The organism is Acinetobacter sp. MB5 (assembly GCF_003261585.1).
Taxonomy (GTDB): domain Bacteria; phylum Pseudomonadota; class Gammaproteobacteria; order Pseudomonadales; family Moraxellaceae; genus Acinetobacter.
The window spans coordinates 123,605-140,846 of the sequence record NZ_POVU01000002.1 but is presented as its reverse complement, the minus strand read 5'-3'; the positions used below and the strand labels follow the sequence as shown (position 1 = coordinate 140,846).

The 17,242-nt window shown below is 41.5% G+C and carries 14 protein-coding genes; 5 read left to right on the top strand and 9 right to left on the bottom strand.

Annotation, left to right across the window (positions count from 1 at the left end; all coding sequences use genetic code 11):
• Positions 1-13: 13 nt before the first annotated feature.
• Positions 14-1,222 (bottom strand): MFS transporter, encoded by a 1,209-nt coding sequence (locus C1A47_RS03330; RefSeq protein ID WP_111892417.1) that lies wholly within the window; start codon positions 1,220-1,222, stop codon positions 14-16.
• Positions 1,223-1,382: 160 nt separating this feature from the next.
• Between C1A47_RS03330 and hpaR the strand changes: the two genes are divergently transcribed.
• Positions 1,383-1,817, top strand: coding sequence for a homoprotocatechuate degradation operon regulator HpaR (hpaR, locus tag C1A47_RS03325; RefSeq protein WP_111892415.1), 435 nt, complete (start codon positions 1,383-1,385; stop codon positions 1,815-1,817).
• Between the two features lie 80 nt (positions 1,818-1,897).
• Here the strand turns inward: hpaR and C1A47_RS03320 are convergent, their stop codons facing one another.
• Both C1A47_RS03320 and C1A47_RS03315 read right to left on the bottom strand, forming a co-directional pair.
• Positions 1,898-2,845, bottom strand: coding sequence for a p-hydroxyphenylacetate 3-hydroxylase reductase component (locus C1A47_RS03320; protein ID WP_111892413.1), 948 nt, complete (start codon positions 2,843-2,845; stop codon positions 1,898-1,900).
• A gap of 19 nt (positions 2,846-2,864) precedes the next feature.
• Complete coding sequence (locus C1A47_RS03315) at positions 2,865-4,136, bottom strand: p-hydroxyphenylacetate 3-hydroxylase oxygenase component (RefSeq protein ID WP_227539725.1); 1,272 nt, start codon at positions 4,134-4,136, stop codon at positions 2,865-2,867.
• Between the two features lie 364 nt (positions 4,137-4,500).
• Here C1A47_RS03315 and C1A47_RS03310 point away from each other — a divergent pair, with 364 nt between their 5' ends.
• Entirely contained in the window at positions 4,501-5,955 is a 1,455-nt protein-coding gene (locus tag C1A47_RS03310) for an APC family permease (protein ID WP_111892411.1), read from the top strand.
• A 507-nt stretch (positions 5,956-6,462) separates the two neighbouring features.
• Here the strand turns inward: C1A47_RS03310 and C1A47_RS03305 are convergent.
• The 3 genes from C1A47_RS03305 to C1A47_RS03295 form a co-directional block, all read right to left on the bottom strand.
• Complete coding sequence (locus C1A47_RS03305; RefSeq protein ID WP_227539733.1) at positions 6,463-7,644, bottom strand: OprD family outer membrane porin; 1,182 nt, start codon at positions 7,642-7,644, stop codon at positions 6,463-6,465.
• 178 nt (positions 7,645-7,822) lie between these two features.
• A complete protein-coding gene (locus tag C1A47_RS03300; protein ID WP_111892407.1) occupies positions 7,823-9,181 on the bottom strand; it encodes an MFS transporter in 1,359 nt (452 codons plus the stop codon).
• 216 nt (positions 9,182-9,397) lie between these two features.
• Entirely contained in the window at positions 9,398-10,156 is a 759-nt protein-coding gene (locus C1A47_RS03295; protein ID WP_111892405.1) for a TorF family putative porin, read from the bottom strand.
• 440 nt (positions 10,157-10,596) lie between these two features.
• Here C1A47_RS03295 and C1A47_RS03290 point away from each other — a divergent pair, with 440 nt between their 5' ends.
• The gene (locus tag C1A47_RS03290; RefSeq protein WP_111892403.1) at positions 10,597-11,898 is read left to right on the top strand and encodes an NAD(P)/FAD-dependent oxidoreductase; all 1,302 of its coding nucleotides are present in this window, start codon (positions 10,597-10,599) and stop codon (positions 11,896-11,898) included.
• Between the two features lie 29 nt (positions 11,899-11,927).
• Positions 11,928-12,299 carry a cupin domain-containing protein gene (locus tag C1A47_RS03285; protein WP_111892401.1) on the top strand — a complete coding sequence of 124 codons (372 nt, stop codon included), beginning with the start codon at positions 11,928-11,930 and terminating at the stop codon, positions 12,297-12,299.
• 347 nt (positions 12,300-12,646) lie between these two features.
• Here C1A47_RS03285 and C1A47_RS03280 read toward each other — a convergent pair whose 3' ends face one another.
• The 3 genes from C1A47_RS03280 to C1A47_RS03270 form a co-directional block, all read right to left on the bottom strand.
• Entirely contained in the window at positions 12,647-13,099 is a 453-nt protein-coding gene (locus C1A47_RS03280; protein WP_111892399.1) for a GlcG/HbpS family heme-binding protein, read from the bottom strand.
• A complete protein-coding gene (locus tag C1A47_RS03275) occupies positions 13,096-14,262 on the bottom strand; it encodes a multidrug effflux MFS transporter (protein WP_111892397.1) in 1,167 nt (388 codons plus the stop codon). Before C1A47_RS03275 ends, C1A47_RS03280 begins: the two co-directional genes overlap by 4 nt.
• Before the next feature lie 205 nt (positions 14,263-14,467).
• Positions 14,468-15,283, bottom strand: coding sequence for a helix-turn-helix domain-containing protein (locus C1A47_RS03270; RefSeq protein ID WP_111892395.1), 816 nt, complete (start codon positions 15,281-15,283; stop codon positions 14,468-14,470).
• Positions 15,284-15,853: 570 nt separating this feature from the next.
• On the opposite strand from C1A47_RS03270, the gene C1A47_RS03260 reads away from it, so the two are divergent.
• Positions 15,854-17,203, top strand: coding sequence for an APC family permease (locus C1A47_RS03260; RefSeq protein ID WP_111892391.1), 1,350 nt, complete (start codon positions 15,854-15,856; stop codon positions 17,201-17,203).
• Positions 17,204-17,242: the final 39 nt, after the last annotated feature.

Here is a 17,242-nt window from a genome sequence, read left to right as displayed (position 1 = left end):
TTTGAATAAAAGGTCAGCTTGTCTGACCTTTTATTTTGTCTGAAAAATGCTGAGGTAACTGACGTAGTAAATACAAACACAGCAGCACCGTAAAAAAGAGTAGCGCCCATTTGGCAGAATAGAGACTGGCAATCGCACCCGCAATTAGTCCACCCAAGGCATCGAAACCAAAACGGATGGCGGTATAAATCGACACTGAGCGCCCGCGTAATTCGGCTGGGGTATTTTTCTGAATGAGAATATTGGTCGAGACGTTGGCAGTCGAAATGCCAAAACCCAGTAAAAATAACGCCAATAGATAACCTGAAAATAGGTTCAGTGTGGACAAAAAGACCAAGCCCAAGGCACACAGACATTTGCTATAAAAAATCCGCTGATGAGTTTGTTCATCATTCTGACTTCCTGCCAGAAGTAAGGAAGACAGCAGCGAGCCAATGCCTGCCATGCCCCATAAATAACCCAAAATTTTGGCATCGCCGTGTAAATAATCTTTTGCCAGAATCGGCAATAGCGCGACATAACTGGAAGCGGTAAAGTTCAGGCAAGCAATCCCAATCATCATACGTTTATAGTCTTGGTTTTTAAAAATAAAACCATAACCTTCCTGAAATACCTGTCGCAGTTTGCCTGTAGCTTGGGTGGCTTGAATGTTACGCATCAGCAGCAGTGCCAGCATGAGAAATAAATAGGACACGGCATTGAAGACAAAGCAGGTAAACGGATTGGAGACTGCCAATAATAGCCCTGCAATTGGTGGCCCAATAAAACGGCAGGAATTAAAAATCATGGCATTCAGCGCCAGTGCATTGCCAATATATTGCCGATCTTGAATCAGTTCACTAATAAACGACTGGCGTAATGGGGTATCAATCGCGGTTAAAAGCCCTAAGAATAATGCCAGTGCAATAATGCTGCTGGTACTGAGTAAATTAAAATAGGTTAAATAAGCCAATAAAAGCGCCTGTATCAGAAACAAGGCTTGTACCACTATCAGGGCAATCCGTTTATTCAGCGTGTCAATCACTGCGCCGACCAAAGGGCTGACCACAAGCTGCGGAAACAATGCTAAAAAACTGCTTAGCCCCAGTAAAGCTGCGGAATGGGTGAGTTGATAGACGAGCCACGCCAATGCCACTTGCTGAATCCATGTGCCGAGTGTCGAAAGGGTATGTCCAATAAAATAATTTCTAAAATTGGGGAAAATCAGACTACGAAAGAGCATGAGAATATATCGGAAAATAATTTAATTAATATATTAACATTATTATGTATTTCCATTCATTCTGAAAAATAAATAGATTAATTATTTCGTAAAAGTCGTTTGATTTTCTGATGTATTTCAAGGAAAATAAAAAAATCCCAGTATTATATTTTGATTATTAATGAGCAAAATTCGCCCTTCATTGACGCTAGCCCTACTGCAAGCCCGCGAAACCACAATGAGCTTTTTTCGACCAGCCCTCAATGAAATTGGCTTGACTGAACAGCAGTGGCGTATTATTCGCATTTTGTCGCAATACGATGCCTTGGAAAGTAACCAGTTGGCTGATTTAGCATGTATTTTAAAGCCGAGCCTGACGGGTATTTTAAACCGTATGCTGGAAATGAAGCTGATCAGTAAAAATAAAAGTACTGAGGATCAGCGCATTTACCTGATTAGTTTGACTGAAGCGGGCAAGAAGTGTTTTGAGCACCAAGTAGTGAAAATGGAAGAAACTTACCAGCGAATTCAAAAAGAATATGGTGAGGAAAAAATGCAAACCTTAATGCAATTACTCAAAGAACTTTCTGAACTGAAAGAAAATATTGCTGATTAATCCAGAAGTCTATTTAAAAAGATAAGACTGAAATAAAAAAGCCATTGGGTTCGACCAATGGCTTTTTTGTATTTCTTGAATTAAATCCCGATCAGATCTTTGAGCATTTGCTTGAACAAGTCACGTTGTTCATCGCTGTATTTGGCAAAAACTTCTTTCTGATGATTTTCAGCAATTTCATAAAGCATATGTGCGGTGTCGATGCCTGCCTGAGTCAATTCATAATGATTGCCTTGATCGGTCAGCAAGCCTTTTTCGGCCAAAATTTGCGTCGCACGCTCAATTTCCAGCATTGGCATCGCCACTTCACGGACTAAGTCTTCTTTTGACTCCGCCATTTTGCTTTCTAAAACCAACAATAAACGCGCTTCGCTGGTACGGAAACCTGAAGCCAGTTGTTTTGGCTGGTAGTCGTTTTGGTAAGCACGCACTGCTTGAGTCAGCAAGTAGTACATGTTTTGGTATAAACGACCTGGGTAAATATCCTGTGCAGACTGCGTATGTTCCTGCTTGTTTTTCAGGTGCAAACTTGGATGTGGCAATACAGCGGAATAGGCTCCCTGATGGTAAACCAGCGGGTAACGACCTGCATCGGTGAAACGCACTACTTTACCAATCAGAATCCAGTGATCACCACCTTCAACGATCTGATATTTTTCACATTCAAAATTCGCCGAACAGTTTTTGAGTACAGGTGCATTGCCCATGCCGAGTTCATATTCTGTACCTGCAAACTTGTCAGTATTACGACGGGCAAACTTGTTGGATAGATCAATTTGCGCAGCCGACAAAATATTCACGGTAAAATGCGTTGCTTCTTCAAATACCTGAAAGCTTGACGATTTTTTGTCGATACTCCATAAAATCAGCGCAGGGTCCAAAGACACCGAGTTAAAGCTGTTGGCTGTTACACCGACTTTTTCACCAGCGGCATTTTGTGCAGTGACAATGGTCACGCCTGTGGCAAAATTGCCCAATGCGCGGCGAAACTGTAGTGGGTCAACGGTTACATTTACTTGAGAATTCATCATGATATCCTTATCTTGATTAAACCATGCTCGGGTCTGGGTCTAAGCCCATGAGCTGACGTCCTAAAATTTGTGCACAAACATCATAGTCCGTATAGGCATGCGCACCTGTCATGTGTGAATCACGGAACAGACGTTGGAGTTCACTTTGGTCGAGCCAACTGGTTGCGCCTGCCGCAGCAAATAAACGGTCAACCGCTTCAATACACATTTTCACTGCATATGCTTGGTTGGTACGCCAAAATGCTAAAGTATCGGCATTTGGGTACAGCTTGTTTTCACCATGCACTTTATGGTCTTGCCAGGTTTTTTCCAGTAAGGCACGCGCTGCGGCAACCTGATGGGTTGATTCAGCTAAACGCATGAGAGCAGGGGTAGCAGCGCCAACATTTACACCTGTATAAGCACGCACACGGCTTTTTTGTTTTTCTTTGAAAGCTTCCAACATGCGCTCTGCAATACCGAGGCTCACTGCTGCAAAACCACTGGCAAAATATGGGCGGTAAGGGGTATAGAAAATTTTGCTGTCAGGGTACAAACCAAAACCTGAAGAGCGACCTTCCATCATGGCTTTGGCTTTTTCAATGCGGTATTCAGGAATGAATACATCTTTCAGCACGAGCTGTTTTGAGCCACTGCTTTTAATCGCTTGTGCAAACCAGTTGTCATGAATCATGTAGTCTTTACGCGGAATGACACCGAAGCTATAGATTTTGTTGCCTTCAGCATCGAAACGGTTAAACCCGACAATTGCATATTCGGCATGGTCGCAGCCAGAACTCCAGCCGTATTCACCATTTAAGATGATTCCGCCTTCAACTTCTTGCACTTTACCAAAAGGCGCAATGGAGCTACTTGCCGTTGCATCAGGGTTGCTGAGCCAGATTTCATCCTGAAGTTGTTTTGAGAACATGGCAATTTGATGGCTATGCGTACACAGCAAGCTAAATGCCCAAGCCGTTCCTGCACATGCACCTGCAATGGCAACGATACAGTTGGCAAAGTCAGGCAGGCTAATTTCTAGACCGCCATAGGCTTTCGGCTGAAAAGCTTTGTGTAGACCAATCCCTTTTAACAGTTCAATATTTTCGTCGGGAACCTGGCGTAAAGCTTCGGCATGTTCTGCATTTTTAGCAATTTGCGGTAACAAGGCTTTTACTTGTTCTAAAATGTCTGCACCCACCACCGAATCTGCATAATAGGTGTTATGGCGAATAAAGGTTGCAGGAATACGTTCTGCCAAAGATGAGTTTGCTCGGGTTGCTGTTGGTTGAGCAATGGTATTTTCCATAATAGCTAATCCTTAAACTACTGTTGTCTGTCAATCATGTGATCTCTCCGATGTCTATTAAGATGCGGTATAAAAAGGATTTTTTTAATGCACTTTTCATTGTTTAACTTGTACTTTTCATAAGTGATTATTTTTTATTAATTAATATGTTTATTTTATTTTAATAACTCATCCTCGAGGATGATTTTAAGCCTGAAACGGAGTTTGTGATAGACAGTCTAAAAGTTAATTAATATATTAACTTTAATTGGTGATCTAATGCTCATTTTATATTTTAAAATAGTGACCATGTGCACAACACAAGACACTTGCTTAGATCTCATCTTATGAACTGTTGTGAATATCTGATCAAGGAGGACAGGGAATGACCAGTAGTAATAATCTCCGTAAAGGGAGCTTGGGTCTGTGGACTGTCGTATTTTTTGTGGTTGCAGCAGCATCACCTTTAACAGGTGTCGTAGGTGCATTGCCACTAAACTTTATGTTGGGGAATGGCGCAGGTGTACCTGGGTCATTTGTGGTTGCAGCAGCATTGCTGATTATTTTTAGTTTTGGCTTTGTGGCGATGAGCCGTTATGTGGTCAATGCTGGCGCGTTTTATACTTATATTGTGCAAGGCTTAGGTGTGGGGTCTGGCATTGCAGGTTTAAGTACCGCGATTTGGGCCTATGCTGCGATGGAGTTGTCGGTCACAGCCATGTTTGGTTTCTTTGCTGAGCATCTTGTACAAACCAATTTAAATATTGACTTACCGTGGTGGTTATATGCGGTGGTGATGCAAGTTGTGGTGATTTTCCTTGGAATTGCCAAAGTCGAAATTGGTGGTAAGGTTTTGGGCTTGCTTATGATTCTGGAAGTCGGGATTATTTTGGTGGCTGATTTTGCAATATTTAATGAGCCGACCAAAATTGATTATGCACAAATTCAGTCTTTAAATATTAACTTTGCATCATTTCATCCAAGTAATATTTTTAATGACCATTTTGGGATTTCAATGGTCTTTGCCATCTGTTCCTTTATTGGTTTTGAAGCCGCTGCAATTTATTCTGAAGAATGTGTAAATCCGCAGAAAGTGGTGTCGCGTGCAACTTTTATTGCCGTGATTTTGATTGCCAGCTTCTTTGTACTGACATCTTGGTCATTTGTTTTATACAGTGGGGTAGATCACGTTGCCGCGATCGCAACCAAAGATCCAGGCATGTACATTTATAATGTCACAGAAAAAATCTTGGGACATTGGGCTGTTGAGGTAATGTCTGTATTGCTGGTCACCAGTTTGTTTGCAGCAACTCAGGCTTTTCATAACTCGCTTTCTCGCTACATGTACACCATTAGCCGTGATGGTCTGCTTTGGGCAAAAATGGGACAAACTCATTCAAAACATCAAACGCCATATATTGCCAGTATTGTGCAAGGTGTATTGATGATTGCAGCGGTAATTGTTTTTGCCATCATGAAACTTGACCCGATGATTGATATTTTCTCTTGGGCTTCAGCATTTGGCAGTATGGCAATTCTCGCTTTACAGTTTGGCGTATCTTTGGCGGTGATTTCCTACTTCATGAAAAATAAAGGTTTGCCAGTATCGCTGTGGAGCCGTTTGCTTGCACCTTTAATTTCTTCGATCGGTATGTTTGTGGTGTTGTGTCTGGTGGTGAAAAATCTCGACATTCTCAGTGGTTCAAACAGCCCAGTGGTGTATAGCTTGCCCTTGATTTTAGCGGGATGCATTCTCTTTGGTTTATTGGCAGGTTTATTCTTGAAGAAGAAGAAACCAAGCTTATATGCCAACATTAACAATATGGTTAAAAATATTTAAATTGAATGTTGCGCAGACCCATCTTTGGATGGGTCTTTTTTTGCTTAAAATAATCAAGTCAATACGCGAATTCAGTTGCGAAAATCACTGTATTTTTGTGGGAAATTAAAAAGGAGATGATCGGGTTAAGTTAAAAAGAAATACGATTTTGCTTTATGAATAGAAACATAAAACAAGCATTTTAAAAATCCTATTTAGCAATGACTATTTTTATAAGTCTGTTTTAAAGCCATCCATCATCAAGTTATCTTCATCGCTATGCTGAACAGTGTTCCTCATTCCAAAAAGAAAAGACTTTCAATTTTTATTTGATGGTCTCTAATGCGCTTTTTGAATGATAAAAGAATCTTATTAAAGAGATCAGGTCGAAACAGATTTCCTGATTTTGGGGGAGGTTTTTACATCAGGTTAATTTAAAGTTCCAGAAGAAAAAGCCAGTCAGTTGATTCACTGACTGGCATGCATGAATAAGGTTTGTGAGGTGGGTATTAGGTGACTTGGTTCGGTTTAGAATTTCTTCACATAGGTCAGGAAAATGCGATTTTCATCAAAATCAGTACCATAATGAATCCGATAAGGTGCATATAAATATTGTATCGACAAACCTTGTAAGGCTTTTTGCTGGAAGTTGTAATTTAAAATCACATTGGATTCCTGCTCATTATTTTTACGATGATCGGTGGTTTCAAAACCGTAACCGTAGACATGTTTCAGTACCATACTGAGTCCTGGAACGTAATCTTTAAAGTCATAACAATAGACAAAGTGCCATGACTTTTCTTTGGCTTTAAAAAATCCTGTCACGTTCCAGTTAATAAAATAGGTTTCAGGCAAATAGCCATCAGGCAGCGGGTAAGCATCTCCAATGATTTGCTGATACCCCAGACTCACCGCATGGTTCTGATATTTTAAGGTTTCCAGTAAGCCAATGTTTTGACTGTCGATTTTGAAATGTGAGTTGTCATCTTTCGAATTAAAATATTTCAGTTTACTATTCAGAATTAAATCGGTCGTTGTTGGCAATTTCCACGAGTGATCTAGCCCTAAATAGTGCTTGTTGAACAGGTTTTCTAAATTGCCATAGTAATATTCAGCTTTCAGATTTGGGCTGACACGGTAACGAACATCTAAATAATTCAGGCCATCAGAACCATAGGTTGTACCACCTGTGGTATAGGAAAAATGATGGAAACTTTCCTGATTGCGTGGAGATACTCTGGTGACGCGACCAACTTCAACACTCAGGTCATCGTTGATTTGCGAATGCAGATTTGCACCCCAATAAGAGGTCAATAACTGGCGACTGCGGTCAACCGTCGTCACAGGTAAGTCCAGCCAGAGTTCCCCCATTTTGACTTCAGTGTTTTGGTATTTGAGTTTGAGTGTGCCACCATATTTTAAATAATCAGCGGCTTGCTTTTGAGTGCTGCTGTCAAAAGGTAAAACAGTGTCGGCAACGTGTTTGTCTTGACTTAGACGCACCGCATATTGGGCAGTGGCTTCGACCCCGATCTGAAGCTGATCAATCGGTGTGGCATGATAATTCGAATCGTAAAATAACGATGCCCCTTGTGACCAACTGCCTGTATCTTTCACGGTATTGCTGTCGTAGTTACGGTCAATATAGGCATTTTTCAAGACCACTTTAAAATGATCATTATCATCATCTGCCCATGCGCTATGTTGCATAGCAATCGCAAGGCTAAGTGCTGAAAATATAAAAACACTGTTCTTTTTATTCATTTTTCGCATAAACATTCCTTGTAGGCGCAATGCTATGACATTGCCCCTTGTGTCGTTCATTTTTGAGGTTTAGAGATGAGATTAGGCAAGCATCATTCTGCTGAGACTTACCTTGAGTGTGGTTTTATTTTTGCCAAGAGAATGGGCGTTGTTTTTGTTCTTCTTCATGATCTGGCCCAAGCGGAATTCCTGTGCGGTCACGTAGTGCCAAGGTCGCAACTAAACCGATTAAAGTCATGAATACCAGATAAATACTGACTGAGTGCGTTGAATGGGTCACACCAATGAGCCAAGAGGCAATCATGGGTGAAAATGCACCGCCCATAATTGCACCTAAAGCATAGGCAATCGAAACGCCTGAAAAACGAACTGAGGCAGGGAATAATTCAGAATAAAATGCCGACTGCACACCATAGGTCATGCCAATTCCGATGGAAAGCAGACAAAGTGCCAGAGTAACAGACCAGATGCTACCGACATTCACTAAAGGAAACAGTGCCAATACCCCAACCAGTTGAATGATCCAGCCCAAGATATAGGTATTGCGACGCCCGATTTTGTCAGAGAGAGAGCCTGAAATCCATGTAAATACCAGCCAGCATGCCGATGCTAAGGTAACGCTCATTAAAATCGCAGTACGCGGTAAATGAATCGAACCTTCAGGGTTGGTGGTGTAATTTTGAATGAATCCACCTGTGGTCATGTAGCCAATCGCGCTATTGCCTGCAAACACCAGTGCAGCAGTAATTACAAGTAAAGCATGGTGTTTAAATAGATCTTTGATCGGCGTTTTGGAGTTGCTTTTACGTTGTTTAATTTCTTCAAAAACAGGGCTTTCTTCAACTGAGCGACGAATCCAGTGACCGACAAACAGCAGGACAATACTAAATAAAAATGGAATTCGCCAACCCCATTCCATAAAAGCTTCACCTGGTGCAACGACACCACTCATCAGTGCCAACATGCCTGATGCCAGCAGCAAGCCAAGCGGAACACCAATTTGTGGAAATGCACCAAAACGTCCACGTTGGTGACTTGGTGCATGTTCAACTGCCATCAATACTGCGCCGCCCCATTCACCGCCCGCAGAAAGTCCTTGAATAATTCGTAATATCAGTAAGCCAATGGGTGCTGCAATCCCAATCTGTGCATAGGTGGGCAAGACCCCAATCAGTGCGGTGGATAAACCCATACAAATCAGTGTAATGACCAAAACTGCACGTCGCCCAAATTTATCACCATAATGACCTGCCAAAAATGCACCGAGTGGGCGAAACAGAAAGCTGATACCAACTGTAGCAAACACAAGCAGTGTGCCGAGGCTATTTCCCGCAGGGGCAAAAAACAGATTTTTGAAAATGAGTGCGGCAGCGCTGGCGTAGATAAAAAAGTCATACCATTCAATGGTTGTTCCGATCACTGTAGCAAGCGCAACTCGTCTTTCACTTGCGGTCGTCCGCTGAGCGGTATTTGTAATATCCATGTAATTTTATCCATAAATTATTCTTCGAATATAGTTAATATGCTAACTATATATTTAATATATTAACTATAGTGAGGTGTGTCTAGAATTATTTTGGATTTATTTTGAGCAGGGTATAGTGGGAGGTCTCACAAATGGCTTTTAGAGATGGTGCAAGAGAGCAAGAACTTTCTTTTCTAGGCATTGCACCTAGAAAAGAAAGGGGGAAGTTTAGTCTTAGAAAGATTTTCCGATACTGAAATAGACTGTACCATCGGTGGTTTTTGGTCCATTCTTCACATCAGTATCAATCCAGGACAATTCGGTATCGACGCCTTTGATATTGGTTTTAAAGCCAACTTTGTAGTCCATGTAGTGGTCTTTGTCACCATAGCCATAGGCTTGCTGAAATTTTTCTACGCTATCAAGTTTGGTATATCCGACAGCGCCAATCAAATTAATCGACTTATAAATCGGGTAGCTAAAAGCGGCATTTAAATACATTTCATTGCCAGACTTCATGGCATATTCAGGTGAGTAATAACCGCTCAAAGTTATGTTATCACCTTCTTTGATATTACCACTGCGGCTATAAATCGCTGCAAATTCACCAAAATCTGGATGAAGAGTCTTATCGGATACACCTGGATAGTTCACATCAATATATTGAAAATCGAGGGTCGACTTCTCGTCAATTTTCCATTGGTAGCCTAAGAAATAATCCGCTTCAATACTGTTGCCATCTAAACCAAGGTCAACATTGGATGCCCATAGGTTGACATAAAAACCTGACTTGTGAGCCAGCGTTAAACCGCCTTGAACACTTGGGTTATTACTGGTTTGTGACAAACCGCGGAAACGGTAGTCAGTGGCTAGCGTGACATTCCCTGTGACCGTAAAGGCATCTGACGAAAACCAGTCATCTGCTGCGAAAGCCTGTTGCGTTGCAAGCCCCATAAATGAAAATAAAATAAAAGATGAACCCAAATACTTCATAAAAACATTCCTTTTATAAAATAAATAGACTTCTTTAATACGTCCTTTTTATTTCTCTTGCGCTGCATTGAAATGTATTTCAATTTTGCTCATGGAGAAAAATAAAGAGGGTGTAGGTAATTATGAAAGAAGTCTAATATCAATGTTTGAAAATCGAAAATAACGATTTTTATTTAAGAAAAAAATCACTCTTAAGGATGATTTTTAATAACAAATTCAAGTAATAGATTGTTTTTTTAACCCAGATAAATTCTGACTATAATGTTTCAATATGTTGTTATTAAAAGATATTTTATTATTTTAATTTTCATAAGAACGATGAAATTGAAAAGATTTTGGTGTTAAGTTAATAAATTAAATATTGTGGTTTTTAAAAGTATTTAATATATTAATTAATATGAGTGGTCTGAGCAAATACCACAGATAATGAAGGAGTGGTTATGCATCCAGATGAAACAGCAACTTATTACACATCGACTAAAAAATATCATTTGAACTTTCCTCAACTTGAAGCTGACCTTCAGGCGGATGTGGTGATTATTGGTGGTGGATTTTCAGGGATTCATACCGCACTCGAACTTGCGGAACATGGCGTTAAAAATATTGTAGTGCTTGAAGCACGTTATTTGGGATTTGGCGGTTCAGGTCGAAATGGTGGTCAGGTCATGGCTGGTATTGGGCATGACTTGGACAACATAAGGCATGAGGTCGGTGAAGAGGGTTTAAACACCATTTTTGAACTGAGTGAACTTGGCCCACAGATCATGCGTGAACGTATAGCGAAATATAAAATTGATGCGGATTTTGTCAATGGTTATGCCTATCTGGGCTTTAACCAACGCCAGTCCAAAACTTTAAAAGCTTGGGAAAAACAGTTTAAAGCCACCAACAGTCAAGATGACATTTACTACGTTGAAGGCGCTGAGGTGCAACAGGTAGTCGGTTCAACGGCTTACCAAAGTGCTTTGGTACACATGGGCGGTGGGCAGGTTCATTCATTGAATCTGTTGCTGGGTGAAGCCAAAGCCTGCTCCGAAATTTACGGTGTAAAAATCTTTGAACATACCCCAGCCATCGAGATTGAGTACGGCAAAAAAATCAAAGTGCGTACTGCAAAAGGTTCGGTAACTGCGGACAAAATGGTCTGGGCATGTGACAGCTTTCTCAACAAGCTTGAACCGACATTGCATAAAACCACCATTAATACCTATGCCTTTCAGCTCATGACTGAACCACTCAGCGACGAACTGATCCAACGGATTAGCCCTATGCGTGGGGCATATAGCGATATTCGTCCTGTAATTGACTACTACCGCGTAACCCCTGAAAACCGTTTACTTTTTGGCTCGGCAACACCTCTGTTTGACTATATTCCACAGGATTTAAAAGCGTGGAATCGTGAACTGATGCTGAAAATCTTTCCGTATTTGACAGATGTCAAAATTGATCTGGCATGGGGTGGGCCAATGGCATCTACGAAGAATTTGTTTCCACAAATTGGCACATTGACCGAACAGAAAAATGTGTTTTATGTGCAAGGTTACTGTGGTTTTGGTGTAACACCGAGCCAGATTATTTGCAAGATTCTGGCGCAGGGTGTACTCGGTGGCAGTGAGCATTTTCAACTTCTCAGTTCGGTGTCGAAACCCGAAATTCCTTACAAAGACTCACTACGGGCAACCATGTGTACTTTGGGCAAATTCCTGCATCAGATCAAAGGCTATGGTCAGGGCAGACGTTAATTGAATGATTTTTTGATGGAGAAATGACAATGACTACATTTGTGACAATCAACCCGCAAGTGCAACTTGAAGACCTTGATGCTTGGGGACAAATTACCGACTTGGGCGGTGAGTTACTTGCTGAACATAATGTTGATATTTTTGGAAAAATGACCCTTGGTGCACCGACTGATGCAATCAGCGCAGGTTATTTTGGGACTAAACAAGGTAAATATCGTTTGGTTTACCCATTTTCAGAACAGGCTGTAATTGTGGCTGGTGAACTCAGCATTACTGATGAAAGCACAGGCGAGACGCACAACTATAAAGCAGGGGATTTCTTTGTTGCAGCCAAAGGTACGTCAACCGTTTGGGAAGTCAAAAGTGACTTCTTTATTAAGCATTACTTTGCAGCGGTGTAACAGCTTCCATCTTCAGATTTGGAGGTTTGTATAACTCCCCTTTATACAAACGACCCATCTCCAAAGCGGGAGGGTTATGCGCGAGAAGAAGTAGTGACCTTCAAGCGATAACCAAGGAAACAGATACCATCAGGTATCTGTTTTTTTATGGCTCAATGTTATGAATAAGCAAAGCGAATTAAAGCGTTGTAGGTTTCATAAAATGTATTGAAGTATGACCTGAGCCTTCAAATTAAGAAGTCTCATATCGCTATATTAAGCTTAATTTATCAAGGTGTATCATGGTCAGGTTTTGTCTGAGTATTGCAGTTAGCCGTAGCAGAATCATCCATCAAATATCGATGTTATTAAGAAGCTAAAAGCTGACAGGTAAACAAGGCACTTTGGGCAATTTCAATATCCTGAGCAATTGAGCCACCGCTGACTCCAATCCCGCCAATCAACTGTCCCTGACAGAAAATCGGCAAGCCACCACCCATGCCAAGCAGGCGTTCATCACTATGCTGCATGCCATACAGTCGCTGTTCAGGTTGCATCAATTCGGCAAAGTCTGCACTGCTACGTCGAAGTGCTGCTGCGGTAAATGCCTTTTTTTGAGCAAAGGCATAACTCACCACAGGGGCATCATCCATCCGTGCATAACTCACCATATTTCCTTGTGCATCAACCACGCAAATCACCACATCAATTTGCAGTTTACGTGCGGTATTCAGTGCTGCTTGTGTGAGTTGCTGTGCAGTGTGCAGATTAATCACAGGTTTTAAATTAAAGAATAAATTTGGAGATGTTTTGGAGTTCATGTCTTGTCCTGAAACAAAAAAATACTACAACATGCCACGACACCACAGGCAGCCATTACGCCTGTCATGGCAAGAGTCGAGTTGGCAACATAAAATAAAGTCACTAAATAACTGGCGACAGCACCCAAACCAAATTGCAAGGACACCGCAAGTGCTGAGGCTGTGCCTGCCAGTTTCGGAAATAAATGCAGTAAACTGGCAATCGAGTTTGCCCCGATTGCACCTGTCATACCAACAAATAAGCACTGCCCAAGCATGATCCAAATTGCTTGATCATGTGCTGTTAGGCTTAAACTCAATAAAAAGAGGCCCGCAGCACAGGTCAGACTGGCAAAGACTTTGAGTAACTGCTGTGGGTTATAAAGCTTGAGCAGTCGGGTATTTAAAAAAGAAAATACGATGATGGTAAAAATATTGGATGCAAATACCAGCGCATACTGAGTTGCAGAAAAGTGAAACTGCTGAATAAAAATAAACGATGAACCTGTAATGTAGGCAAACATTCCTGCAAAAGTTCCTCCCAAACACAGCATATAGCCCCAACTTGGTTTGACTTTCATGACTTGCCAGTAATTGGCCAGTAAATTATGCGCCACACCTACAGGTTTTTTATGCTCAATTTGTCGATACACGGCATATAAAATCAGGCAGGAAAATAGGCTTAAAAAGATAAAAATCGCCTGCCAATGGTAAAGCTGCATGATGATGCTGCCAAAAATCGGTGCAATCAAGGTCGCAATCATGGTGACGATATGCATAAACGACAAGATTTTCGGGGTTTCCTGTGGTGGAAATAAATCACGCACCAATGCCCGAGAAATCACCGAAGCCGATGCGCCCCCAATCGCTTGTAGCAGACGGAAAAATACCAGCGATTCAATATTAAAGGTAAAGACACAACCTAGTGATGCCAAAATATAAATACTGATACCGACCAGTAACAGCGGTTTTCGTCCCAGACTGTCTGAGAGTGGGCCATACACCAGCATGCCCAAACTAAAACCAATAAAGAAAATGGTAATCGACAGTTGAACTTGCGATGCACTGGCATGCAGATCATGGGCAATGGTTGGCAGGCTTGGCAAGTACATATCAATCGACAAAGGACCAAATGCCACCAACATACCCAATAAATAAATCAGGCGTTTTGAGGAGGTTGCCACGAATATTTCTCGATAGGCTATGGAGTGATTATTATGACAAGAAAAGCATTTAGTTAATATATTAAATAATAAAAAGATGTAATTTTTTAGAAAAGGTGTGCCTTAAAATAAAGCAGCTTGCACCAAGAAAAAACAATCATGCCTTGCATGATGATTTTCTCGTGTAAACACATCTCAAAAGAAAGTATGAGAATTCAGGCTGTGATTAAGAGTACAGCCTTTGATCTGCATACAGACGTACCTGACTCAAAAAAGCATGTGGTGAGGTATTGCCATATTTTTTAAAATCTTTGCTGAAATGTGACTGGTCGTTATAGCCTAAGTCATATGCCAAATCTGAAATACTGTGCTGCACTGAGTGCTGTAAATGATGAATCGCAGACTGGAAACGCATCATATTAAAAAACGATTTGGGACATAAACCCGTATCTTGCTTAAACGTCCGCTGAATATGTCGTGAAGAATAGCCTGTCAGTTGTTCCAATTCCTTGATTTTAAATTGTGAAGTTGAGCGATAAATACATTTCAGCACTGCCAGACTAATATCGGATAGCGCATGTAACAGATGTTGATTTAAGAATTGCTCAAAGCAACGAATGCGTTGTTCAAACTGGGTATGTTCTAGAATCTGCTCGATTAGACCTTCGGCTTGAGGAAGAATATCCAGTAGTTTGTATTCTTGATCAAGCAACTCATGTGCTGCAAGTTGTTGAAACTGTGGAATTACGCCTGGGTGAAAACGTACCCCGAAATAATGCACCCCTGCATGTAACTGGACGGTCTTGGCGCTTAAGGTTGTCCCACAAATCCATGCATGGTTTTGGCTGGTATTGCATTCAAATAAAATATCGACACAGCCATCTGGAATCGCAATCACCTGATCTTGTGTGTCAGCAAGTTCCAAGTCGTAATAGTCCGAAATCAAAGGATGATTGACCTGACGACGCTGTTGATGCAGACGCGAACAGAACACAAAAAAGGGTTGTTCAGTAAAAATTGTGCGGGTTAAGACAGACATCATCCATTCACCATCAGCCAAGTAGCGGGAGTTAAAGCAAAGATAGTGCCAAAGCGATCAGCTCAGGCGTTGCAAGGCAAAGAGACAAGATGTCTATCATGAAGTATGAATAGTTTATGACTTACAGAGTGGAATTGAATCTGAGTACACAGGTGTATATGTACTCGCAATAGGCCTTCAGCTTGTTTCATCTGCTTAAAGGTATTGATTATGAGGATTTTTAATTGACTAAGCCCAGTAGGGGGTAAGTATTGATGTTTAGCACAATCCTTGTGTTTTTGCATTTCTGAATCCATGTCGTTTTTTTACAAGATTTTCCAAATCCGTTCTGTCAATAATAAATTCACACCCTGAATTTAGCTTTATTGACCCTATAAGTGATTGTTGAGATTCCACAGCACTTAAATTTGAGCCGTATCTTAGCAATTTACTTGCCATTGGTTAATGCACATAAAGCTAAAGTCTAGCGACGAATGGAAGGGGTGTAAAAACTTGATGCTGGTGTATCGGGTTAAGCGCACAGGATTTTGAGCTGTCACAGCACAGCGCATCAAAAAATATGGAGAGTAGTGGATGGCACAAGTGCATGAGTCAGCATCAGGGCTGAAACGCTCATTGGGTTTAATCGATTTGGTGGCATATGGCTTAGCCTATTTGTCACTGATCGCAGCATTGACGACCTTCGGTTTTGTCTGGGACGCCTCGGGTGGTTTAATTACCCTTGCGTATATTTTGGGTGCGATCTGCATTTATTTTACCGCTAAAAGTTACGCCATGATGGCTGGTGAACAGCCGCAGGCAGGCTCAGTCTATGCTTACGCCAAAATGGCACTTGGTCCCTTTGCTGGTTTCTTGGCGGGCTGGCTGATTTTACTGGATTATCTACTGATTCCTGCATTGGTATTCATTTTAATGTCAATTGGTATGCAAACCTTAATGCCATCGATTAGTCGCGCTGTATGGATTTTATTGCTAGTGGCATTTGCCTTTTTTGTGAATTGGCGTGGGGTCAAAGTATCGACCAAAGTCAGTCTGACCAGTGTTGCAGTCCAGTTTGTGATTATTGTGGGTGTACTGGTATTCGCTTACATCGCTTTGCATCATGGCAAAGGGACAGGCGGTTTGAGCCTTGCCCCGATTTATCAGGCAGACACTTTTGACCTGAAAAAAGTTTTTGCAGCAACCTCAATTTGCATTATTGCCTTCTTGGGATTCGATGCGATTACCACGCTGTCAGAAGAGGTGAAAGGTGATAGTCGTAAACTGGTCGGGCAGGCGATTATGTTGGTGCTGTTGATTAGCGCCACGATCTTTATTGTCTCCACTTGGTTTGTGGGGAATCTGGCAGCAGGTTTACACATTCATGACCCTGCCGCAGCGATCTATGAAATTCTCACTCAGCAAATTGGAACTTGGGCAGCACTGGTTTTTGCATGGTTGACCACAATTTTTGTGAGTTTTACCAATGCCTTGCCGATGCAAGTCGGTGTAGCGCGGGTATTGTTCGCAATGGGGCGAAATCAACAACTGCCTGAAGTGCTTGCCAAGATTCATCCACGCACGCAGATTCCGCATGTTGCCATGATTATTTCTACCTTATTTTCTTTAACCGTGGCACTGGTGATGAAAGACCATGTCGATACCTTGGCACTGTTTGTGAACTTTGGCGCATTAGCAGGCTTTTTATTGCTGCATGTTTCTGTATTGGTGCATTTGGGATTGCGCAATCCTCAGCGCCGTTTCCTACCACATGTTTGTGTGCCTGTACTTGGTATTGTGATTGTACTGGCAGTATTTGCCAATATGCAGCATGACGCCTTGATTTTAGGGGTAATTTGGACAGCACTAGGCGTGGCTTATGGATTGTATTTACAGCGTAAAGGGCGAGTTGAATTGGCACTAGATTTAAAATCTGAATGTTAATTTGAGTCTTTTAAATATGTGTGAAAAGTTAAATAATTA